The following is a 21,671-nucleotide window of genomic DNA, read 5'->3' as shown; positions in this document are numbered from 1 at the left end:
AGGGTGAAAAAATGAAAGAAAAGGAGCGGATTCTTTCTGCCAGAGGAATAGAAAAGATATTTTATCAAAGGGATTTTTGGGGAAGAAAAAAGATTGCTACCCATGCGGTACAGGAGGTGGACCTGGACCTGTATAAGGGAGAATGCTACGGTTTGGTGGGGGAATCAGGCTGTGGCAAAAGTACCCTTGGTCGTTGCCTCTTGGGCCTTTTAAAGAGAACTGAGGGAGAAGTTTATTTTCATGGAAAGGAAGTTAGAAAGGATGACCAAAGGGCTATGCGGAAAATGCAGGATAAGATGCAGATTATCTTTCAGGATCCCTATTCTTCTTTAAATCCTCATTGGAACGTAGAGGAAATTTTAAAAGAGCCTTTACGGCGTCTAAAGCTCTCCCGTGCAGAAGAAGAGACAAAGATAAAAAAGGCTTTGGAAATGGTTTCTTTAGCTGAAGCGGATAGAAGAAAAATGCCCTATGCCTTTTCCGGCGGACAGAGACAAAGAATCGGAATAGCCAGAGCCTTGATAGTAGAACCGGAAATTATCCTTTGCGACGAACCGATTTCCGCCTTGGATGTGTCCATACAGGCTCAGATTGTGAATCTGCTAAAGGATTTACAGAAGGAGCTGGGGCTTAGCTACATTTTTACGGCTCATGACTTGGCGATGGTTCGCTATATCAGCGATAGGATTGGCGTAATGCAGGCAGGAAGAATTGTGGAAGAAGGGGATTGTGAAAGTATTTTTCAAAATCCTCAAAAAGAATACACCCGGACTCTGCTGTCGGCAGTTCCCGGGTGGTATAGAAGGGAAGGCTAAAGGGCTTATAACGATTTTCCTTCCTAAAAATATAGTACCAATACTTATCCCTGCAAAGCTTAGTCTGCAAACTCGGTGTGGGCTACCTTCCATTTTCTGATGGCAATACTGAGCCAAAAGCTGTAAATTCCCAAGGTGATAATGCAAAGCAGGAACCACTTAATCCACTGCAGAAAGAGGTTAGTGGCTTTGCCGGTAAAACGAAGGCGATGCCCGTTAATGACGGTGTGGGATATTTCCCAGTTATAAATCATGCAGATAGCCCAGGGAAAGCAGATTCCAAAGGTACATACCGTGATAAGGCTTCCTAAAAGTGACCATCCGATAAGCTGCAATAAACCGCCGTCAAAATAAGATTCTCCCATAAATACTCCTTTTCTTTAAAAACGTAAAATTCTCGTAAATTATAAAGAAAATAAGTAAAAAAAGCAAGTTCCGGATTTTATGCACAGATTGTACACTCGGGAACTTGCTTTTTGAACTGTCTTATTCTTAAAGTATCTTATTCTTAAAGGTTCTTATTCTTAAAGACTCCCTTTTAGGCGGGTTCTTTATCCATTATTTTTCTCCAACTGCTTACTGATGGCAGTGGCACAGGCAATATCTCCAATCACATTGACGGTGGTGGCACCCATATCCGCCAGAGTATTTACGGAAATATACACTCCCAGGATTTGGTTGATGGGAAGTCCTGCCATGGGAGCCAGGGCGGCAAAGGCGGCAATAGCCCCGCCGGGCACTCCCGGAGTTCCGATGCTGAGCAAGGTATTTGCGGCCAAAACCGTAATCATGGTATCCAGGGTTAGCGGAATACCCAGGGCGGAAGCGAAGAAGCTGATCATAAAGGACATGAGAATACTCACCGCATCCATGTTAATGGTAGCTCCTAAGGGAAGTGTTAAAGAGGCTACTTCCTCCGGAACCTCCAAGGACTCCACCGCACATTCAATAGATAGGGGGAGAGTAGCGTTGGAAGAACAGGTGGAAAATGCATTCAAGCTAGCCGGAGCAATGGAGGTGAAGAACCTGCCTATAGGGATCTTTCCGATTACTCTCACAATTCCTCCATACACGATCAAAGCATAAAGGGCAAAGGTAATGTATAAGGCCAGCATAACCTGTCCCAGCTGCAGAACCGTCTTGATACCGTTACTGTACATTACCGTAGCCATACAGGCAAAAACGCCGATGGGAGTGAAAAGCATAATCTTCGAAACGATAAAAATGGAAATATCATGAATAGAGGTACAAAGCTTCACAAAGGGCTCCGCCTTTTCCTTTAGGGAGAGGCAGGCAAGTCCCATAATGATGGCAAAGGAAAGCACCTGCAGCATATTTCCCTCGGAGAATGCTGCAATGGGATTGGAGGGGATGATATTTTCTAAAGTTCCCAGAAGACTTTTAAACTCTACTGCATCCACTTTCACGTCCGTAGCGACAATCCGGGCTCCCACGCCAAGATGGAGAAGCCCGGGGAGGAAAAGTCCCAGAGTGCTGGCGAAAAGGGTGGTTGCCGTAAACCACAAAAGAGAATAGAGGCCGATTTTTCCGGTTTTGGCAATGGAGCCGATACCCATAATGCCGGTCAGTAAGCTACAAAATACCAGGGGGAAAATCATCATTTTCAAGGAAGACATATAAATAGTGGCAATCAGATTCAGAGGGGTGTAGAAAAATTCAGGCATAATGAGTCCAAAGATTAAACCCAAACAAAGCCCTAAAGCAATCCAAACCGTCTGCTGAATACTCAGCCATTTTTTCTTTCCCATACTAACTCCCTCATTTCAGAAAATATATTTGGAATCCTTCTTTCTATAAAAATCGAGTAAAGTATTTCAGGTCAAGATTTACGGTTTTCAAAAGTTCTTATTTCTATAGAAAAAAACGTCCTTTGTAATGTTTCTATCCTAAAGAAAAGAGGCGGTATTGTAAAGAATAGATTTCTTTGAACTGGATATAGAAAATGGTTATATCTAAAGAGGGGGAAGCTCGGGCGGATGCCAAATGGGAATTTTATGCAGTATGGTACTCTTTCTTACTGAATCAACCTCGGCTTCCCGTTCTGCACCAGACAAAGCCCTCTTGGGGTGATGCGAATCTCCGGTATTACCGGTAAAGCCAGGAAGGACATACTGATAAAGGGATCCATTCCCCTGGGGACTCCCATTTCGTGGGCTTTTTGCTTCATGTTTTCCAGATGCGCGTTCGCTTCCACAAAACCGCAATCACACATCAGCCCCATAATAGGAAGGGCCAGAGAATCGTAAACCTTTCCTCCCTGCACCAGCACAAATCCACCCTGCAGGCGGATGAGTTCATTGACGGCTAAGCACATATCCCGGTCATTGTCCCCAATCACAATCAGGTTGTGGGAATCATGACTGACGGAGCTGGCAATGGCTCCCCCATGGATGCCGTAGCCCTGGCAGATGCCCAATCCGATTTTTCCGCTTCCCTTATGCCGTTCTATTACGGCGATTTTCTGATATTCCGGATATTCTTCTCCGGTAAAATTGCCGCATCGTTTCAGCATCACCTGTAAACGTTTGGTGGTAATCTGCCCTTCTTCCATGGCAATGACATTTACTTCCTGCTTGGAAATGGGTAAACGAAAAGCCTTTTCTTTAAGAGGAGAGAGGTGAACGGTTTTCTTCAGCTTTGAGGGACAGCGGGGAATGCGTAAATGCTCGTCTTCCACCACTTTCTTTCCTTTATAATATACAGCGGTGATTTCGACCTTTTCCAGATCGGAAATCAGAAGAAAATCCGCCTGTCTGCCCACAGCGATAGCCCCCAGATGAGATAGGCCGTAACATTCCGCGGTATTAATGGTGGCCATTTGGTAGGCGGAGCAGGTGGGGAGCCCCAGTGCAATAGCCTTTCGAACGGCGTGGGAGATATGCCCCTCTCTTATGATATCTTCAATGTGCTTATCATCGGTACAGAAGGAAAATGCTCTGGTATCGATTTTGTGAGCCAGTATTCCCTTAACCAAAGCCTCCAAATTTCTTGCAGCGGAGCCTTCCCGGATATGGATGTGCATTCCCGCACGAATCTGCTCCAGGGCATAGTCAAAATCCACCGCCTCATGATCTGTTTGAATGCCGTTTAAGGCATAGGCCTGTAAGTCTTCTTTTGGAAGAAAGGGGGCATGACCGTCTAAAACATGCCGGGAAAACAGCGAGAGCTTTTCCATCATTTTCTTTTCCCGATGAATCACGCTATAATCATCCATTACCTCTCCAAGCCCTAAGATGCGGGGATTCTCCAGATATTCCTTCATATCCTCTGCGGAAAAGACAGCGCCGTTGTCGTCAATCTCCGTGGAGGGGACACAGGAAGGAAGCATCACAAAGGCATTGGCGGGACTTTTCTCGCTTTGTTGTAAAATGTAATCGATACCCTCTTTACCGGAAACATTGCAGGCTTCATGGGGGTCCACAATAAAGCAGGTGGTTCCCTTTAAAGCTGCCAGAGTGATTAATTCATGGGGAGTCACCATGGTGGATTCCGGATGCAAATGGGCATCTATAAAACCGGGAACCAGAAATTGTCCCTTGGCATCGATTTCCTTCTTGCCCCGATATTCCCCGATTCCGGCGATATAGCCCCGGGAAACAGCCACATCCCCGGAATAAATACTGCCGGTAAAAACATCCAGAATGCGGGCATTTTTCATAACCAGATCGGCTTCCTTTTCCTTTAAACAAACTTTCGAGAGAATTGCTTGTAATCGATTATTCATATTTATGCCCCCTATAAAAAATAACTAATAAATTAGCTTATTTGAAGAGTGTTATACTGATTATTGCATAAATTTGCCTTTTGTGCCATAAGATATTTACCAAAACAATAAAAAACTCTCTCATTTTGACAGAGTGTTACTATGCAAAATATCCAAGACGAAATGTGTTTATTGAGAAAAAGTGTAGAAATGAAAATATTTGGTGTTCTTTTACGAGACTTGATGTACAATCTCCTGTATAGCGAGTAAGTTTAGTAAGGGGTGTTTTCGAAGGAAGGAGACATTACAAAAGCAGCAAATGGAGTAAAATAGAGGGCTAGGGAGGCAAAACATGCTTGAGGACGAGTAGGAACATGTCGTGAAGTCACTACCCGTTTTCATATACAGTCTATTTTTTTTCATAGGGGGACGACAGATGGAGAAATTTTTCAAACTGAAAGAAAAGAACACGGATGTAAAGACGGAGGTCATTGCGGGAGTCACCAGCTTTATGACCATGGCTTACATCTTGGCGGTGAATCCCAGAATTCTTGGGGCTTCCGGAATGGATGCGGGATCTGTTTTTACCGCAACAGCCTTAGCCTCTGCCCTGGCCAGCTTCTTTATGGCAATTCTGGCAAACCTTCCCTTCGTGCTTTCCGCAGGTATGGGATTGAATGCTTATTTTTCCTATACGGTGGTATTGGGGATGGGCTATAACTGGGAAACGGCGTTGGCAGCGGTTTTTGTAGAAGGCATTATTTTTATCCTTCTATCTTTGACCAATGTACGAGAGGCAATGTTCAATGCGATTCCTAAGAGCTTGAAAGTGGCGGTAGCTGTGGGAATCGGCTTTTTTATTACCTTTATCGGTTTTCAGAACGCTCACATTGTTGTGGACGGAGCTACACTGGTAACTCTTTTCTCTTTTAAGAAGTCTATTGAAGCGGGAAGTTTTGCTTCTGAAGGAATTACCGTGGTTCTGGCGTTAATCGGTGTACTGGTAACTTCTATTTTGGTAGTAAAGAATATTAAAGGCCACATCCTAATCGGTATTATTGTTACTTGGGTTTTGGGTATTTTTTGTCAGTTGACAGGCCTTTATGTTCCTAATCCTGAGGCAGGCTTTTACAGCTTGATTCCAAGCTCCCTGATTTCTGTACCCAGCTCTATTGCGCCCACCTTCTTTAAGATGGATTTAAGCAATGTGTTTTCTTTGAATTTCCTGGTAGTTGTTTTTGCTTTCCTTTTTGTGGATGTTTTTGATACCCTGGGAACCTTAATCGGTTGCGCATCCAAGGCGAATATGCTGGATGAAGAGGGAAAGCTGCCTGCTATTAAGGGCGCTCTTTTGGCGGATGCCTTAGGAACTACAGCAGGCGCTGTTTTGGGAACCTCTACTATTACGACCTTTGCGGAATCCGCATCCGGTATTGCAGAGGGAGGAAGATCCGGTTTGACAGCATTGGTGACGGCGGGACTCTTCCTGGTATCTCTATTCCTTTCTCCGATTTTCCTTGCTATTCCATCCTTTGCTACAGCACCGGCTTTGATTGTTGTAGGATTTTTCATGATGCAGCAGGTAACGAAGATTGATTGGGACGACATGGTAAAGGCTATTCCAGCATTTATCTGTATCTGTGCTATGGGCTTTACCTATTCCATTTCCGAGGGAATTGCTTTCGGTATCATCAGCTACACCGTGCTTCATCTTTTCACAGGGAAGTCCAAGGAGTTGACACCGCTGATGTATGTACTGTCGCTCATCTTTATTTTGAAGTACATCATGTTGTAAGCTTCATATAAGGAGGAACCCATGGAGTATTTGCTTCGAGGAGATATTTGTTACAGTGAGAATTTAAAGACCCTGGTTTGTAAGGAAAATGCCTATCTGCACATAAAGGATGGGTTATGCCAAGGGGTTTATGACAGTCTTCCTAAGGAACTGTCTTCTGTGGAAATCAAGGATTATTCCGGAGATTTAATTCTTCCTGGAATGGTGGATCTCCACTTACATGCTCCTCAGTATGGTTTCCGAGGGACCAAGATGGACTTGGAGCTTTTGGATTGGTTGAATGTCAACACCTTTCCGGAGGAAGCCAAATATCAGAACTTGGACTATGCTGAAAGAGGCTATCGGGATTTTGTGGAGGACTTACGGGGAAGTGCCACCACCAGAGCGGTAATCTTTGCTACTCTTCACAAGAATGCTACCTTGCTTCTTATGAAGCTTTTGGAAGAGAGCGGTTTAGTTTCCTATGTGGGAAAGGTCAATATGGATCGAAATTCTCCGGAGTATTTAACGGAGCATACTGCGGAGGAATCCCTTAAAAACACCAAGGAATGGCTTTCGGAGATTCCTAAGGAATGGCAGAACTGTAAGCCGATTCTTACGCCGAGATTTACCCCTACCTGTTCGGATGCTTTGATGGAGGGTTTAGGAAAGCTGGCGAAGGAATACAAGCTTCCGGTGCAATCCCATTTGTCGGAAAATCCGGGAGAGATTGCCTGGGTAAAGGGGCTTTGTCCCGACGCAAAGCATTACGGAGATACCTATGACCGCTACGGTCTTTTGGAAAACAGCATCATGGCTCATTGCGTATATACGGAGGGAGAAGAGCTATCCGCCTTAAAGGCGAGGGGAACGATGATTTGCCATTGTCCCCAGTCCAACACGAACCTTTGTTCCGGAGCGGCTCCTATTCGCTATTTCTTAGAGGAAAATGTGAAGGTCGGCTTGGGAACGGATGTGGCCGGAGGAGCAAACCTCTCCATGCTAAGAGCCATCACCGATGCCATTTCCGTATCAAAGCTTCGTTTCCGCCTCATGGATCAAAGCCTTGCCCCCCTTACTTTGGAAGAAGCCTTTTGCTTGGCAACTCTCTCAGGGGGAAGCTTTTTTGGAAAGGTGGGATCTTTTCTCCCCGGCTACGAAGCGGATGCTTTAGTCTTCCATGAAAAAAGAAGAAGTGTTCGAAAGCAAACGGTGAAGGAACGCTTGGAAGTGCTTTTGTATACCGGAGAAGAAAGTGCCCGCCTGCAGGCAAAATTCGTACAGGGCAGACAGCTTTTTTAAAGGATAAGAGCTTCTTTTGCGGAATAAGAGTTTTTGGGAAAAGAAGATAGTTTTGCGTAGGTATAGGGAAGGAAGAGATAATGAAACATTTGGGCTTTGTGGTGATGGCCTCAGGCTGGAGCAGACGCTTCGGAAAAAATAAATTATTGGAAAGAATAGCGGGAAAGCCCATGATTTCCTATACCTTTCATACCTTATCCCATTTTTTCTATAATTATCAGGCGGTGGGGTCTCTTTCTGAACGAATTCAGGACAGTGATGCTACAGTACAGGAAAAAAAGAAACGTGGAAAGGGCGGGAAGACTGTTCTGGATACGCCTTTGGTAGTGACTCGTTTTAAAGAGGTGGAACAGCTGGCCAAAGAAATGCATTTTTCCGTTTTGATGCATGAAGAGAGTGAACAGAGTGATACCATTCGTGTAGCTCTTTCCTCGGAACAAGCCAAGTCCTGGGATGCCTGCATGTTTTTAACAGGGGATCAGCCCTTGCTTTCTGAGGAAAGCCTAAGAAATCTTGTGGATGCTTTTTCAGAGAATTCGGAGGAGATTTACCGTTTGAGCTATCAGGGGGAAGGGGGGAATCCGGTAATTTTTCCAAAGAAGTACTTTGAAAATCTGCGGAATTTAACCGGAGATCATGGCGGAGGCGTGCTTTTAAAATCCGGCATGATTTCGGTGGAAGAAATTCATAAGATTCCGGTGGAAAGAGAATTTGAGCTTTGGGATGTGGACACGGAAGAAGCTATTCTAAAGATGGAACAGCTTCTTCGGATGCGATTATAAAATTTATAAAAGGCGGCTTTAAACGAAACCCATATTTCAAAAAATATATCTTCACAAAAGAAGTACTTCGGGATGAGCGGATCCTTCTTTTAAAGATCCGCCACAAACCATTTTCCCTAAGCCCTTTTGTAAGAAAAGAAGCAGTTCTTCTGCTTCTTTTTTTGTGAGACAATCTAACTGATTCACAAAAAGGCAGTCCCCCAGATTTTCTTTACGGAAAGCCTGCAAGAGAAGCTCCTTAGTCATTAGAGTGTCGGGGGCTAAGGATGGAGTGAAAAAGTTTTGGAAAATTTCCACTCTATGAATGACTTCAGAAATAGGTTTATGAAGGGCGGAAGCTCCGAACACAAGTACAGTTCTTTGGCTCTCCTTAGGAATCTCCGGCTCATTCCGGCCATGGGCTTTTCCAGGTAATCGTTTAGAGCCGTCCGCCTCCACCAAGACAAAGTCTGCCATTTGCTCAATGGCAGAGAAGGGTAGGGGAAAAGGAGAAAGCTTGCCATTTGTTTCCAGAGTTCCCAAACATAAAATGGGATTTTGGGACTTATCCCATAAGGATAGAACTTTGCTTTGAAGGAGAGTATTCGAATTTTCCAAAGCTTCTTCGGAGTGAGTATCTTTACCGAGAAGTAAAATTTTTTCATTGAGAGTTAAAATATTTTTATTGAGGCTTGAAACATTCTCATTGGAAATTAAAGCATTTCCATTAAGAATTGAAACATTCTCATTGGAAATTAAAGCATTTTCATTGAGAATTGAAATATTCTCATCGGAGATGGAAACATTTTCATCTGAGAAACAGATATTTTCACAATGAGAAAAGGGGAGGATATGGGTGGAGGTAGTGAGAAGCACGGAGCCTTTTTGAGACAGCTCAAGGGAAAGAGACTTTAATAGGCTACTTTTTCCTCCGCTTCCAATAATGGCGTTGACTCCTTTTTTAATGCCGAGAGCTTCCGAAAGAGGAATTCGAATAAGTTTACTTTGCGGATTGTCACCGATTTGTCCTTGCTGTTTCGTCAAAGTGTCTCCTTTCTTATGAAAACCTGTTTTATCCAATCGGCTTTCTATCCTTTTGCTTACGGTTTTTCAAAAAAACTATGTTCTTTTTAAGACTTATGGTAGAATCAAAAATCAAAGTCTGATAGCGTGAGGGTTTTTGTTATGAAAGCTCTTACAGGAGTTTTTATAGCTCTATAAGTTCTTGTCTGATGACATTATAGGTGATATTTTCTTTTTTGCCAGAAGATTTGTTTTTCTGAAAGGAAGGTTTTATGCTCGTATTTATCCGGGGAGCAGGAGATTTGGCAACGGGAATTTCCATTAGGTTGTATCGTGCGGGGATATCCGTTTGCCACAGTGATTTGGCGATTCCCACAGCAGTTCGGAGAAATGTTGCTTTTTCGGAAGCGATTCGCTTGGGGGAGTGCAGTGTGGAAGGTGTTACGGCGGTTCGGGCGGAGAGCTTGGAGGAAATACATGAAGCAATTTCCCAAAAAAAGGTTCCTGTGGTTGTGGATGAAGGAAAGAGCTTTCTGCACAGCTTACAAGCGGATGCTGTGGTGGATGCTATTCTTGCCAAGAAGAATCTGGGAACCGGTATGGAGGATGCAAGACTTGTTATCGGCATAGGCCCCGGATTTACTGCCGGCGTAGATTGCCATGCAGTCATAGAAAGCAAAAGAGGTCATGATTTGGGAAGAGTGATCCTTAAGGGATCCGCCATTCCCAATACCGGCATTCCCGGAATCATTGGCGGATATGGGAAAGAAAGGGTGCTTCGGGCACCGGCAGAAGGAATCTTGGAACAAACCCTTCCCATCGGTACTTTGGTGGAGGCCGGAGATATTTGCGGAGTAGTAAACGGTATTCCTATGCGGACGGAAATCTCCGGAATTATTCGAGGAATGTTACAGGAAGGCATTTCCGTATTTCCCGGTATGAAGGCGGGAGATGTGGATCCCAGAGGTGCAGCGGTGGAGTATCGGAATGTTTCCGACAAGGCAAGAGCTATCGGAGGCGGCGTACTGGAGGCTCTACTGCATTTTCTGCCTTGGGAGCTTTGTAAAGAGTAAAATGCTGTAGAGATAAGGAATTACAGGATTTAAGATAAACAAACGAGATATCGCACGCTTTGCGCACGATACTCGTTATGAATAAAAAGGAGAACTATATTTTATGGAAAGAGAACTGCAAGAAGAGGTGGTTTTGGATTTACCCGGATTACTGGCTTTATGTTTACGGAAAGGGATATGGATTCTTCTTGTTACGGTGCTTTGCGGTTTAGCCCTACCTTCTTTTAAGCTTTATAAGGCCTTGAAAAGCCAGAAGGCGGAAAGTCAAACTGAAAGCACGGAGGAGAGTGCGGAGAAGAAGGCGAAGGAAAAAGAACAGTCCTTGGAGTATGCCGGAAATGAGCGGAAAAGACTGGAAGCTTTGCTTTCTTCAGAGAGAGAAAGCTTGGCGGATTCCGCTTTGATGAAAATTGACCCGACTTCCTATGGGGAAAGAGATATCAATCTTTATCTTCCTTTAGAGGAGGGAGGACAGACTCTCAGCAATCAGGAAATTGCAGCAAGGCTTTCTGCGGTAAGTCAGGCCTACAGTGATGCTTTACAAAGCGGTACATTTTACAGCGATATCGCAAAGCGCCTGGGGGGAAAGGTAGCAGAGAAAGATTTATCGGATCTCATCTATGTAGAGGGAAATGAGAAAAGTGCTATTGTTTCTGTCTATCTTGTGGGAAGTACGGAGAAGCTTGCCAAGGAAATGGGAGATGCGGTTCTTTCGTATGTAGAAGAAAAAAAGGCGGAATTGGATGAAAATCTTCCTGCACATAAGCTGGAAATTCTTTCGGATAACGTTTACACAGCTAAAAACAGTGGAAACTATAGTCCGGACAACAGCCAGCTTCAGGATGTGCAGAACTTTCCTCTTTTGCAAAGGCAGCAGCAAAAAATAGACAGGGTGGAAAAGCTTTCCACACTCCTTGCCGACTGGAAGAAAAAGGAGAAGGATGCAAAGGGAGAGGAAGTTCTGGGAACCCAAGGAATTTCCAAGAAAACCTTAGTCAAATATGCTATTTTGGGAATTTTCCTGGGAGGCTTTTTGTCTGTAGCTGTGATTACCGTACCTTATCTTTTCACTAAGGAGCTTCCCAGAGAGGAAGATTTGGAAATGTCCTATGGCCTTATGGTTTTAGGCAGTAAGAAGCGTTATAAAAAGCAGGGGCTCTTTAAGAAATGGTCCGAAAATCTTGCCGGGGAAAATGAGCGATGTGAAACGGAGGAAGAACTGTTCCGCCTTTCCAAGGCAAATCTTACTTTGCTGGTGAAGGAAAAGGAAATTCAGGAAGAGATCCTCTTTATCGGTGCAAAAGAAGAAATGAGAGAAAAGCTTGTACAGAATGTAGGAGAAGGAAATCCCCTTTCTGCAAGAGCTGCAGAGGACATTTTGCAAAGTCCGGAAGGAATACAGGCCCTATCTGAGCACAAATATCTGGTTTTAGCCTATCCGGCACAAAGTGACTTCTTAAGCTTCTTAAAGACAAAGAAGAAATGTGAAGCATTGGGGAAAGAAGTCCTTGGTGTAATTTTATATTAAAAAAAGGGAATGTAAAATCAGGATTATAGAGTAATTTTTTATGCAGTATAGGTCTGAAATGGGGGGTAGTCTGAGCCCGCCGGTACTTACTGAAAGCGAGTGAAGCGATGCTTGAAGTTAGTACTGCTGCGTGGCGAAGCTAGCGAGAGCGTACCCCGAGTTTCAGACCTATACTGCATAAAATTCTATTTATTGATTTTTTACATTCCCTTTTTATATAAAATTACACTTAGGACTTTAGTTTTTACTATTGTCCGCCGGATGCTCGGTATTAAAGTCTGCTCCGTTGACTTCACCCTGCTTTGGCGCAACACCGGTGGAAGAGCCGGAAGCATGTACCTTATACTCCTTGATTACACCGTTCTTTCTCTGCTTCTTTTTTACCGTGGTGGTTTTAGGACTAGCCTTTACTTCCACGTCTTTGGTCTGTACTTCGCCGTCCACAACCCAAGCACCGTTCTCATCTACGGTGTAGCCGTCAGGAGTGGTGGTGGAAAGTAATGCCCAACCTTCCTGGTCGAAATAATAGCACTCTGCTACACCGTCATTGTTTCCGTCTAACCAGAACCAACCGGAATGTGCATAGGAATGATCTTCATTTTCATACCACCAACGGTTGCTGTTCGCCCCCGCACCCTTATTCCAGTTTGCCAGGGCGGGAATGCTGGAAAGAAGGCTTAATGCCATCATTGCTACCGCTATTTTCATTTTTCTCATATTTCACCTCATTAAAATGGACTTGGGATCATTATAGAATCCCTTAAACTCTGCATCATTGTAACGACTGGAAAAGAGAAAGACAATAAAGAAAATCTTAAGGATAAAATGTTTTTTATTAAGTAGAGAAAAGATTTTTTCGTTTTTTTCTCTATCTTTACCTATGAGAAAAGAAAGGGTATAATAGGGCACAGCGTATTTTTTTAGAAAGAGGAAAGATGAAGAAAAGAAAATCAATACCAGGGACGATAGACCAGTATCTTCGGTGGCCCATTTGGCTTTCTCTCCTGTGGATTCCTATTTTAATTTCGGTAAGCTTTATCGATTGGAAGGCGTTTTTTGTCCTTCTCTTTTTTGCTGTAGTATATGTCTGTTTTGTACTGTATCTCTATCAGAGCAGAAAGTCCAAGCTGATGTCCTCCCTTTTGGAATTCTCCTTAAAGGCAAATGATAGCAACGCCAGACTTTTTGAAGAGATGCCTACAGCCTATTGTATCGTCAATGAAGAGGGAGGAATTCTTTGGGAAAACAAAGCCTTCCATCACATCTTACAAAAAGACAGCGGGGTAAAGAAGAATTTACTTTCCCTTTTCCCCAATATTCAGAAAGAGATATTGACGGAAAGCGGAGCGGTCTTGGAAGTACATTCTTCCTTTAAGGACAGAAAGTACTGTATTGACCTGATTCGTGTGGATTCCTTGCAGGATGCGGAGCCGGAATCCCTTACCTTATCGGAGGAGACTCGTTTAATTGCGGTTTACCTTCGGGATGAAACGGAAGAATTGGAATTACAGCAGAAGCTGGATGAGGAGAGAATCGTAGTAGGTCTTGCCTATGTAGACAACTACGAAGAAGTTATGGAGCAGATTGAGGAGGTGAGAAGATCCCTGCTTACTGCTTTAGTGGATCGAAAGATTAACCGTTATATCGATTCTGCCAACGGCGTAGTAAAGAAAATCGAAAAGGATAAATATTTTTTCATTCTTAAGCAATCCGCTTTGGAAAAAATGATGGATGACCGCTTCTCCATTCTGGAAGAGGTGAAGAAGGTAGATGTGGGAAATGACCTCTCCGTAACCCTCAGCTTGGGTATCGGTTTCGGTGCGGGGGATTATGCCCAGAACTATGAATATGCCAGAACCAGTATGGATATGGCGCTGGGCCGTGGAGGCGACCAGGCTATCGTAAAGACCCCTGAGAAGTTAAACTTCTTCGGCGGAAAGAGCCAGAGCACGGAACGTGTTACCAGAGTAAAGGCCAGAGTGAAGGCTCAGGCCTTCCAGGAGTTAATCGAGTCCAAGGACAAGGTACTCATTATGGGACATATCAACAGTGATATGGACTGTCTGGGTTCCTCCGTGGGTGTGTATCGTATGGTTACCGCCTTGGATAAGAGAGCCTATATTGTTCAGAACGGGGTAACCTCCACCATTTTACCCTTAAAAGAGCGTTTTCTGGAAAATGAAGATTATCCGAAGGATATGTTTATTGACGGAGAAACTGCGAAGGATTTGGTGGATAACAACACCATGTTGGTGGTGGTAGACTGTGACAGACCTTCCATTATTGATGAACCGGAACTTCTTACCATGGTGAAGACCAAGGTGGTTTTTGACCATCATAGACAAAGCTCCGAAACGATTCAAGGGGCGGTATTAAGCTATTGCGAGCCCTATGCCTCCTCCGCTTCCGAGTTGATTGCGGAAATGATGCAGTATATTCGGGACGGCATCAAGGCAAAGCCTATTGAGGCGGACTGTATGTATGGCGGTATCGTGATTGATACCAGAGAGTTTACCAACCAGACCGGTGTAAGAACCTTTGAGGCGGCGGCTTATCTGAGACGTTGCGGCGCGGATATCACCAGAATCCGAAAGGTATTCAGAGAAGATTTCAGCGATTATCAGGCCAAGGCGGAGGCTATCAGTCGGGCGGATATTTACCGGGATTTCTTCGCCATCAGCAGTGTTTCCTGTGAAGGCACGGAAAGCCCCACGGTACTTGGTGCCAAGACCGCCAACGAGCTGTTAAACATTCGGGGAATTAAGGCCAGCGTGGTCTTAACCAAGGTAAATGACGTAGTGTTCATTTCTGCCCGTTCCATCGATGAGATGAATGTGCAGGTTTTAATGGAAAAGCTGGGGGGCGGAGGACACCGCACCGTGGCAGGAGCCCAGATTAAAGAGGGTGAAGTGGCAGACTGCATTGTGCAGGTCAAAAAGGCCATCGATGAGATGATTGAGGAAGGAGAAGTAGAGTAATGAAGGTAATTTTATTAAAGGACGTAAAAGCATTAGGAAAAAAGGGAGAAATCGTAGAGGTTAGTGAAGGTTATGGAAGAAACTTCATTTTACCCACCAAAACCGGTGTACCGGCGGATGCGAAGAACTTAAATACCTTGAAGTTACAGCTGCAGAATGCGGAAAAACTGGCAGAGGAAAGACTGGCAGAGGCTAAGGAATTAAAGGAAAAGCTGGAGGCTATCAAGCTGGTGTTTACCATGAAGGCCGGAAAAGACGGAAGAGCCTTCGGTTCCATTTCCACTAAGGAAGTACAGGAGGAACTGAAGAAGCAGCACAAGCTTACTGTGGACAAGAAGAAAATGGAGCTGGATGTACCTATGAAGAATTTCGGAGGCTATGACATCAAGGTGAAGCTGCATAAGGATGTGGAAGCAACCCTCCATGTAAGCGTTCAGCCACAGGCCTAAAGAAATTTCAAGACTTCTCTCTTTTTCGAAAAATGCTAAAGAAAAGGAGAGAAGTTTTTTAGACCGAAAGTAGAGAGGGAAGAAAAATGGCTGAACAGGAAGAGCGCCTGGTACTAAGAACCGTTCCCCATGCCAAGGAAGCGGAAGAAAGTGTCATCGGTGCCATGATTCGAGACCAGGATGCGGTGATGACTGCTTTGGAAATTCTGGTACCGGAGGATTTTTACAATAGACAATATCATATTTTGTTTGATGCCATGCGGGAAATGTCTTCCGAGGGCGTGAGCATTGACTTTGTCAGTCTTCAAGAGCGTCTTCGAAGAAAAAAGGATGTTCCGCCGGAGTTTTTTTCTCTGGAAACCCTTAGAAATTTGGCGATTTCCGTTCCCAGTGTGGGAAATGTTCGTCTCTATGCGGAGATGGTAAAGGAAAAGTCTACCCTGCGGGCTTTGATTAAAACCAATGAGGAGATTGCAGAGCTTTGCTATAGCGGGAAAGAAGATTTGGAGACCATACTGGAAAGTACGGAGAAACGGATTTTCCAGCTGCTGATGCAGAAAAATAACCGGCAGTTTGTTCCCATTGATGAGGTGGCGATGAATGTGCTTCGACGCATTGAAGCCGCTTCCAAGCAAAAGGAATCCATCACCGGTGTGCCTACCGGCTTTATTGACCTGGATTATCGAACCGCCGGGCTGCAAAAATCGGACTTGATTCTGATTGCCGCTCGTCCTTCCATGGGAAAAACCGCCTTTGTACTCAATATCCTGGACCATGTGGCGGTAAAGAAACGGGAGCCTGCCATGGTATTCTCTTTGGAAATGTCCAAGGAGCAGCTGGTAAACCGTCTGCTCTCTTTGGAAACCTCCATTGACGCGGATAAACTGCGAAAGGGAAACCTTACCGATGAGGATTGGGGAAATCTGATTGAGGGAATTGACCGTATTTCCCATGCCAATATGGTGATTGATGATACGCCCGGAATCACGGTTTCCGAACTTCGGGGCAAATGCCGGAAGATGAAGCTGGAAAAGGGCATTTCTCTGATTATGATTGACTATTTACAGCTGATGAGCGGAGAAAGAGGAAAACGTTCTTCGGAAAACAGACAGCAGGAAATCTCCGAAATATCCCGCTCCTTAAAGGCCATTGCCAGAGAAATGGATTGTCCGGTGATTGCCCTTTCTCAGCTGTCCAGAGCTGTAGAACAAAGACCTGATCATCGTCCTATGCTTTCCGACTTAAGAGAGTCGGGAGCCATCGAGCAGGACGCGGACATTGTAATGTTCTTATATCGTGATGATTATTACCACAAGGATTCGGAGACCCCCAATGTGGCGGAGGTTATCATTGCCAAGCAAAGAAACGGTCCCATCGGAACGGTTACTCTGGGATGGCAACCACAGTATACAAGGTTTGTGAATGCAACAAGAGAGAAGCACTAGATAGATATAATAGGGAAAAGCTTATGGCGGATTTATTCAATAAAAATGCAAGAGAAGCTGTAGAGGCAATGGTGCAGAAGCCGGAGTTTTCAAAAGAAGCTTTGGGGGAAGAATATCGTAAGCTGGAAGCGGAGGGTTTCCCTGATGGGGATAGGATTCGTTTTATTTCTGCTCTTGGAAATAGTGGTGAGATAGCTTATCATTACCAGCTAATCTGTAAGGACTGGGAAGAAGAGACGCAGCTTTTCTTAGAGAACAGTTTTGATTGTCATGGAGAAGAAGGGCTGAAGTTTTTATGGGAAAAGCTTCGCAAGATGGAAGAGCAGGAAAAAAGGAAGAGAGCATTTACTGCCTATTTGATGGCAGTATGTCTTTCCAAGTTAAAGCATAGAACGTTTTATACTTCCTATTGTGATTGCTTGGCAGTTTTTTTGACTGAGCTTTTGGAAAAAGAAGGAGAAGCCTTTCTTCGTTCTAAGCTAATTATTGCCCTTGGATGGGTGGGCTCATCCAAGGAAATCGAAGTTCTCATAAAACAAATGCATAGCGATGAAGATGCTCTTTGCAGGGCTTGGTCTGCCACAAGTCTTATGCAAATGTCTTTTCATCGGGTGAATAAGGCGGTTTTACAGGAAAAAATACGAGCAGAATTTGCAAGAGCTATCTTAGAAGAAAAGGATGCCTATGCCTGTGGGCTGATCTTGGAATCCGCACAAACTATATTTGGGAAAAAATGGATTACAAGCTCTGCCATAGAAAATATAGAGCTTGAAAAAATAGAAAAGGCAAAGAAATCCGCACTTAGATTTTTATATACGAAGTAAATAAAAGGGGAAAATAAACTCCTTACTAGGGAAGGAACCGGGGAAAAATCATAAAACAGCAAAAAAAATAGAGCAAAAGAAATAGAACGAAAGAAATAGAGCAAAAGAAATAGAACAAAAGAAATAGAGAAAAAGAAATCGCTCTATCTAAGCTCTAAGCTCTCCGCATTGTACCAAAGAAAGCCATTCTCTTTACAGTACTGCTCAATCTCTTGGCTTAATTCGGAATTCGCATGATATTCTGTGAGATAGACTGAAAGACCGGCAGTTTTTGCTTTTTCCAAATATTCTTCATAATAAGCTTTAGTTTCTTTATCCTGAGAAAGATAGGAGGGCTTGGAAAAATCGATTTTGGTGAAGACGCATTCCTGGTTCACCCCGTCAAAGAGGCTTAAAGCGCTACCATCCTCTATGCTTTTTTGTACGAAAGTATCACCTCCATTTAAAATTAGAGGGAGAGAGTATTGCTTCAGCCCTGTTAAAATTGTTTTCAGCCCTTGATAGATATCCACTTTGGGATATTGATAGTAAATGTCTGTGTTATCCAGAAAAAAACCGTCTAAACCCATGGCGGCATATTGTTTTCCTAAACTGTTGATTAGAAAATCCTGCCACTGTGGATTACTGACATCCATCCAGTATTCTTCCTCCCAGTTTTCATAGGGCGCCAGACTATCCTTTTTAAAATCTTCATAATAGGGGCGGAAATTTTCCAAGGCACCGATGTTCAGATAGCCGTAAACCTTTGTACCTTCCGCCTTGATTTCCCGAATCTGCTCAGGACTAAAGTTAGAAGGCTCCAGAACCACCATGCGGTAGTTTTTCAGCTTTTGGAGAGCTTCCTTATCCTTTCTCTCTATTCCGGTATTTCCGCTAATTCCAAGAAACACCCCATAGTCCTTTTTGGGGCTTTCAGCCTTGGTACAGAAGCTGAGCGTAAGCAAAAAGAAAACACAAAGCAGCAGGGCGGGGAAAAAGCTGATTTGTGTTTTCTTTATTTTCATGGGTTCTCCTTATTTCTCATGCATCTTTCTGTAGCTTCCATCTTATTCTACTACTCGATATTCCTTTAGTACATGGTCATCTTCAAAAATCAGGGGTTTGGCACTTAAACCGTCGGCATCCTGATCATAGTAGCCCATTAAATAGTCATTGACCTCTTGGAGATTGGAAAATTCATCAACCTGATAGGGAAGCTCAAAGGCCAGCTTTTCAATAAAGAGATATTTGTCGCCGTCCTGTACCAGAACCCCCACATGCCCGACGAATTCCTGCACTTTATTCTTGCCGTCATCCATGGTCATAAAGACGGAAATCATATGCATTTTGTCGTTTTGGAAAGAGATTTCTTTCTCCTTCCAGGATTTTTGAATTTCTTCGGCCAAAACCTTGCTGTCCTTCGTATTTGTTACATCAATGTAGGAGAAGAGGGTATCGAATTTCTTCTTATCTTCTCCGGTGAAAATGTTTTTTGCGGAAATTGCATCAAAATCCGAAAAGAGCATAGTGGTATCCCCCGGAGTCTGGTTTCCTACAGAGATAAAATCTCCCATCAAAGAGTAGGCGGTAATTCTACAGTTTCTACCTACATATCCCCCTTTATCTAACCATGCATCCACCAGCTTATCTGTATCCAAGCTTGGAAATGCCTTGTCAATGGTGGTCATCTTTTGTACAAGATTGTCCTTCCCGACAGCATTGTTATATTCATCCACAGCGGCAAAAAATGCTTTGATTTTCTCATCTTTCAGACCTGCATTTTTTAAAGCATTGGAAACCCGGTCTCTACTTTCCTGATCCACCAGATTGGAATATTTTAGGGAGAGCTTTGCCTTACTTACAGGTGTAAGACTGTCGGAGACGTCATTGCCTTGTTTAGTCTCTGCTACGGAAATCTCATTGCCTTGTTTTGTCTCCGCTACGGAAACCTCATTGCCTTGCTTAGTCTCTGCGACTGCAGCAGTACTTTCCTTTTTTGGGGAAGTCCCTTTATTTCCGCAGGCTACGGCAAGAAGGCTTAAGCCAAGCAGAAAAATTCCAAATTGCTTTTTTATCATAGAAGACCTACTTTCTGAAAATGTACTATAATACTCTCAGGCAAGTCTTTGCCGGAGAAAGTTTGCTCATTATGGAAGACTGTAGTTTTCCTCTTCAGGTTACAAAGAAAGGAGAATTTTGTATCTGAATAGTTTTTTTATAGATTGTTTTCCGATAGAAATTCCTTTCGACGCTTGTATACTGAATACCGATTTTGGGCTTATAAATCATCTATACAGTGAATTAAAAAAATATTTATAACTTTTTCTATACAATAAAAAATATTTATTTCACTATTTTATAAATGATTTTTATACATGTTATCATCTTAAATATTTCTGAAAATGGGTAATTCAAATTGCAAAAGTACCGATAAAATAGTATGATGAATGCACCGATAAACTTTTTTTCAGTAAGGGTAAAAGAAGTTTATTTTGGGGAAGGAGGAGCCATGAAAATCGAGAAAATTGATGACAACTCCATCAAATGTACTTTATCCAGTTTGGATTTATCTTCAAGAAATATAAATCTAAGGGATATGACCTATGGCTCGCAGGCTGCTAAGCAGCTCTTTAATGAAATGATGTTGAAGGCAAAGGAAGAAGTGGGATTTGCAATGGACAACACCCCTTTGATGATAGAGGCTATTCCTTTACAGGGTGGTGCGGTTCAACTCATTATTTCTAAGGTGGATGATCCGGAAGAATTAGATACACGTTTTTCGAAGTTTTCCACCGCAAGCAACGGACAAAACGGCTGGATTTCAGAACTGGCCACCCAGATTCTTGAAGGCGCTCACGGACTGATGAAACAGTTGAAGGAGACAGAAGACAACAGTGATGAGGAGTTAGATGCTTCTCAGACGGAGACTAGACAGCAGGAAAAGAAAGAAGAAGGGCTTCGCTTATACCGTTTTCAGAGCTTAGACAGAGTGATTGATGCGGCGAAAGCAGTTCATGGCATGGATTTAGGAAACAATAGCCTTTATAAAGACGTGGATAAGAAGGAATTTTACCTTTCTATACATAGTAAGAATGAAGATATGGAAACGCTAAATCGCGTGGCAAATCTTTTGCTGGAATACGGAGAGAGATTACACGGTAATATGGCTAGCGAGGCCTATTATCAGGAGCATATGGAATGTTTGATTCCCAATTCTGCATTGGAGAAACTACAGACAGTTTAAATCCCTTACAAAGTAAAGCAGATGTGATATACTGGTAGCTGCCAATTCTTAAGAAAAGAAGGAGGAAGGCTATGGACGAAATTACCAAGGATATGAAAATCGGTGATATTCTGGCTTTAAATGAGCTGATTGCACCGTTTCTCATGCAAAACGGCTTAGGCTGTGTATCCTGTTCCGCATCCAGCGCAGAGTCTTTGGAAGAAGCTTGCGAACTCCATGGCATTAACGTGGAAGATTTGACGGAAGATTTAAACGATGTTTTAAGAGAGTATTTGGAGACACAGGAAGCATCACAGAACGGATAGGAATTTTTAAGAAGAAAAGAGGAGCAGTTTGGCAGGATTTGCCGGGCTGCTTTTTTTCTATGGAATTGGGGCTTAGTCTGTAAAATCAGATTTCAGAGTTTTTATCCGGAAAAAAGCTTGAAATACCCTGATGAACAAATTTTTTGAAAAAAATCAAATTTCCTGTTGACAACTAGGAATTCAAAGTGTATTATTACGTCAGTTAGATAAAACTAACTGTTGTGAATTTGCAAATACCTGGTTTGTAAACTTCATAACTGCCCTGTGTTCGTGTCCTCCTGACCATAAGCACGACACAAGGGAAATCTCCTGAAATAAATAGACTCAACTTAAGTGTCCGTCCACAAGACGGGAAAAAAGCAGAAGGCGCTCACCTTCTGCTTTTTTCGTTCTAAAGAAGTATTGCAGGCAGGGGAGGATATATTTTCTTGTAAAAATTAGAGCAAA

The 21,671-nt window shown here is 43.3% G+C and carries 19 protein-coding genes; 12 read left to right on the top strand and 7 right to left on the bottom strand.

What is annotated here, in order from left to right:
* Window positions 1-11: 11 nt before the first annotated feature.
* Window positions 12-815 (top strand): ATP-binding cassette domain-containing protein, encoded by an 804-nt coding sequence (locus HNQ46_RS10120; protein ID WP_183684578.1) that lies wholly within the window; start codon window positions 12-14, stop codon window positions 813-815.
* Between the two features lie 59 nt (window positions 816-874).
* Here HNQ46_RS10120 and HNQ46_RS10115 read toward each other — a convergent pair whose 3' ends face one another.
* The 3 genes from HNQ46_RS10115 to ade all read right to left on the bottom strand — a co-directional run bounded on the left by HNQ46_RS10115 (window position 875) and on the right by ade (window position 4,560).
* The gene (locus tag HNQ46_RS10115; protein WP_183684577.1) at window positions 875-1,180 is read right to left on the bottom strand and encodes a DUF898 family protein; all 306 of its coding nucleotides are present in this window, start codon (window positions 1,178-1,180) and stop codon (window positions 875-877) included.
* A 186-nt stretch (window positions 1,181-1,366) separates the two neighbouring features.
* Window positions 1,367-2,584, bottom strand: coding sequence for a dicarboxylate/amino acid:cation symporter (locus HNQ46_RS10110; protein WP_183684576.1), 1,218 nt, complete (start codon window positions 2,582-2,584; stop codon window positions 1,367-1,369).
* Window positions 2,585-2,850: 266 nt separating this feature from the next.
* The gene (ade, locus tag HNQ46_RS10105) at window positions 2,851-4,560 is read right to left on the bottom strand and encodes an adenine deaminase (RefSeq protein ID WP_183684575.1); all 1,710 of its coding nucleotides are present in this window, start codon (window positions 4,558-4,560) and stop codon (window positions 2,851-2,853) included.
* 415 nt (window positions 4,561-4,975) lie between these two features.
* On the opposite strand from ade, the gene HNQ46_RS10100 reads away from it, so the two are divergent.
* The 3 genes from HNQ46_RS10100 to HNQ46_RS10090 all read left to right on the top strand — a co-directional run bounded on the left by HNQ46_RS10100 (window position 4,976) and on the right by HNQ46_RS10090 (window position 8,397).
* Window positions 4,976-6,334 (top strand): NCS2 family permease, encoded by a 1,359-nt coding sequence (locus tag HNQ46_RS10100; protein ID WP_183684574.1) that lies wholly within the window; start codon window positions 4,976-4,978, stop codon window positions 6,332-6,334.
* A gap of 21 nt (window positions 6,335-6,355) precedes the next feature.
* Window positions 6,356-7,615 carry an amidohydrolase family protein gene (locus HNQ46_RS10095; RefSeq protein ID WP_183684573.1) on the top strand — a complete coding sequence of 420 codons (1,260 nt, stop codon included), beginning with the start codon at window positions 6,356-6,358 and terminating at the stop codon, window positions 7,613-7,615.
* Window positions 7,616-7,695: 80 nt separating this feature from the next.
* On the top strand, window positions 7,696-8,397 hold the full coding sequence (locus HNQ46_RS10090) for a nucleotidyltransferase family protein (protein WP_183684572.1): 702 nt from the start codon (window positions 7,696-7,698) through the stop codon (window positions 8,395-8,397).
* A 51-nt stretch (window positions 8,398-8,448) separates the two neighbouring features.
* On the opposite strand, the gene yqeC is transcribed toward HNQ46_RS10090, so the two are convergent.
* Entirely contained in the window at window positions 8,449-9,420 is a 972-nt protein-coding gene (yqeC, locus tag HNQ46_RS10085) for a selenium cofactor biosynthesis protein YqeC (RefSeq protein ID WP_183684571.1), read from the bottom strand.
* A gap of 251 nt (window positions 9,421-9,671) precedes the next feature.
* On the opposite strand from yqeC, the gene yqeB reads away from it, so the two are divergent.
* Both yqeB and HNQ46_RS10075 read left to right on the top strand, forming a co-directional pair.
* Window positions 9,672-10,472, top strand: coding sequence for a selenium-dependent molybdenum cofactor biosynthesis protein YqeB (gene yqeB, locus HNQ46_RS10080; RefSeq protein WP_183684570.1), 801 nt, complete (start codon window positions 9,672-9,674; stop codon window positions 10,470-10,472).
* A 103-nt stretch (window positions 10,473-10,575) separates the two neighbouring features.
* Window positions 10,576-12,000 (top strand): hypothetical protein, encoded by a 1,425-nt coding sequence (locus tag HNQ46_RS10075; RefSeq protein ID WP_183684569.1) that lies wholly within the window; start codon window positions 10,576-10,578, stop codon window positions 11,998-12,000.
* A 237-nt stretch (window positions 12,001-12,237) separates the two neighbouring features.
* Here the strand turns inward: HNQ46_RS10075 and HNQ46_RS10070 are convergent, their stop codons facing one another.
* Window positions 12,238-12,717 carry a choline-binding protein gene (locus HNQ46_RS10070; RefSeq protein ID WP_183684568.1) on the bottom strand — a complete coding sequence of 160 codons (480 nt, stop codon included), beginning with the start codon at window positions 12,715-12,717 and terminating at the stop codon, window positions 12,238-12,240.
* A 218-nt stretch (window positions 12,718-12,935) separates the two neighbouring features.
* On the opposite strand from HNQ46_RS10070, the gene HNQ46_RS10065 reads away from it, so the two are divergent.
* From HNQ46_RS10065 to HNQ46_RS10050, 4 genes are all read left to right on the top strand, one after another.
* Entirely contained in the window at window positions 12,936-14,978 is a 2,043-nt protein-coding gene (locus tag HNQ46_RS10065; protein ID WP_183684567.1) for a DHH family phosphoesterase, read from the top strand.
* Window positions 14,978-15,427, top strand: a complete 450-nt coding sequence (rplI, locus tag HNQ46_RS10060) for a 50S ribosomal protein L9 (protein WP_007156809.1) — start codon at window positions 14,978-14,980, stop codon at window positions 15,425-15,427. The genes HNQ46_RS10065 and rplI overlap by 1 nt, the downstream gene beginning before the upstream one ends.
* An 86-nt stretch (window positions 15,428-15,513) precedes the next feature.
* Window positions 15,514-16,872 (top strand): replicative DNA helicase, encoded by a 1,359-nt coding sequence (dnaB, locus tag HNQ46_RS10055; protein ID WP_183684566.1) that lies wholly within the window; start codon window positions 15,514-15,516, stop codon window positions 16,870-16,872.
* Between the two features lie 23 nt (window positions 16,873-16,895).
* Window positions 16,896-17,696, top strand: coding sequence for a HEAT repeat domain-containing protein (locus HNQ46_RS10050; protein WP_183684565.1), 801 nt, complete (start codon window positions 16,896-16,898; stop codon window positions 17,694-17,696).
* 143 nt (window positions 17,697-17,839) lie between these two features.
* Here the strand turns inward: HNQ46_RS10050 and HNQ46_RS10045 are convergent, their stop codons facing one another.
* Window positions 17,840-18,700, bottom strand: coding sequence for an endo alpha-1,4 polygalactosaminidase (locus HNQ46_RS10045; RefSeq protein WP_183684564.1), 861 nt, complete (start codon window positions 18,698-18,700; stop codon window positions 17,840-17,842).
* A 42-nt stretch (window positions 18,701-18,742) separates the two neighbouring features.
* Window positions 18,743-19,753 carry a DUF4300 family protein gene (locus HNQ46_RS10040; protein WP_207720027.1) on the bottom strand — a complete coding sequence of 337 codons (1,011 nt, stop codon included), beginning with the start codon at window positions 19,751-19,753 and terminating at the stop codon, window positions 18,743-18,745.
* 431 nt (window positions 19,754-20,184) lie between these two features.
* On the opposite strand from HNQ46_RS10040, the gene HNQ46_RS10035 reads away from it, so the two are divergent.
* Window positions 20,185-20,919, top strand: a complete 735-nt coding sequence (locus HNQ46_RS10035) for an adaptor protein MecA (RefSeq protein WP_183684563.1) — start codon at window positions 20,185-20,187, stop codon at window positions 20,917-20,919.
* Between the two features lie 71 nt (window positions 20,920-20,990).
* Entirely contained in the window at window positions 20,991-21,224 is a 234-nt protein-coding gene (locus HNQ46_RS10030) for a DUF1858 domain-containing protein (protein WP_183684562.1), read from the top strand.
* Window positions 21,225-21,671 lie beyond the last annotated feature (447 nt).

Origin of the sequence: Oribacterium sinus (assembly GCF_014202695.1) — a bacterium.
GTDB lineage: Bacteria > Bacillota > Clostridia > Lachnospirales > Lachnospiraceae > Oribacterium > Oribacterium sinus.
The sequence above is the reverse complement of the archived record's forward strand: the minus strand, read 5'-3'. Positions and strand labels throughout refer to the sequence as shown.

Excerpts from the sequence above, each read along its gene's own strand:
- HNQ46_RS10120 (WP_183684578.1), top strand. The coding sequence starts at position 12 with ATGAAAGAAAAGGAGCGGATTCTTTCTGCCAGAGGAATAGAAAAGATA.
- HNQ46_RS10115 (WP_183684577.1), bottom strand. The coding sequence starts at position 1,180 with ATGGGAGAATCTTATTTTGACGGCGGTTTATTGCAGCTTATCGGATGG.
- HNQ46_RS10110 (WP_183684576.1), bottom strand. The coding sequence starts at position 2,584 with ATGGGAAAGAAAAAATGGCTGAGTATTCAGCAGACGGTTTGGATTGCT.
- ade (WP_183684575.1), bottom strand. The coding sequence starts at position 4,560 with ATGAATAATCGATTACAAGCAATTCTCTCGAAAGTTTGTTTAAAGGAA.
- HNQ46_RS10100 (WP_183684574.1), top strand. The coding sequence starts at position 4,976 with ATGGAGAAATTTTTCAAACTGAAAGAAAAGAACACGGATGTAAAGACG.
- HNQ46_RS10095 (WP_183684573.1), top strand. The coding sequence starts at position 6,356 with ATGGAGTATTTGCTTCGAGGAGATATTTGTTACAGTGAGAATTTAAAG.
- HNQ46_RS10090 (WP_183684572.1), top strand. The coding sequence starts at position 7,696 with ATGAAACATTTGGGCTTTGTGGTGATGGCCTCAGGCTGGAGCAGACGC.
- yqeB (WP_183684570.1), top strand. The coding sequence starts at position 9,672 with ATGCTCGTATTTATCCGGGGAGCAGGAGATTTGGCAACGGGAATTTCC.
- HNQ46_RS10075 (WP_183684569.1), top strand. The coding sequence starts at position 10,576 with ATGGAAAGAGAACTGCAAGAAGAGGTGGTTTTGGATTTACCCGGATTA.
- HNQ46_RS10070 (WP_183684568.1), bottom strand. The coding sequence starts at position 12,717 with ATGAGAAAAATGAAAATAGCGGTAGCAATGATGGCATTAAGCCTTCTT.
- HNQ46_RS10065 (WP_183684567.1), top strand. The coding sequence starts at position 12,936 with ATGAAGAAAAGAAAATCAATACCAGGGACGATAGACCAGTATCTTCGG.
- rplI (WP_007156809.1), top strand. The coding sequence starts at position 14,978 with ATGAAGGTAATTTTATTAAAGGACGTAAAAGCATTAGGAAAAAAGGGA.
- dnaB (WP_183684566.1), top strand. The coding sequence starts at position 15,514 with ATGGCTGAACAGGAAGAGCGCCTGGTACTAAGAACCGTTCCCCATGCC.
- HNQ46_RS10050 (WP_183684565.1), top strand. The coding sequence starts at position 16,896 with ATGGCGGATTTATTCAATAAAAATGCAAGAGAAGCTGTAGAGGCAATG.
- HNQ46_RS10045 (WP_183684564.1), bottom strand. The coding sequence starts at position 18,700 with ATGAAAATAAAGAAAACACAAATCAGCTTTTTCCCCGCCCTGCTGCTT.
- HNQ46_RS10040 (WP_207720027.1), bottom strand. The coding sequence starts at position 19,753 with ATGATAAAAAAGCAATTTGGAATTTTTCTGCTTGGCTTAAGCCTTCTT.
- HNQ46_RS10035 (WP_183684563.1), top strand. The coding sequence starts at position 20,185 with ATGAAAATCGAGAAAATTGATGACAACTCCATCAAATGTACTTTATCC.
- HNQ46_RS10030 (WP_183684562.1), top strand. The coding sequence starts at position 20,991 with ATGGACGAAATTACCAAGGATATGAAAATCGGTGATATTCTGGCTTTA.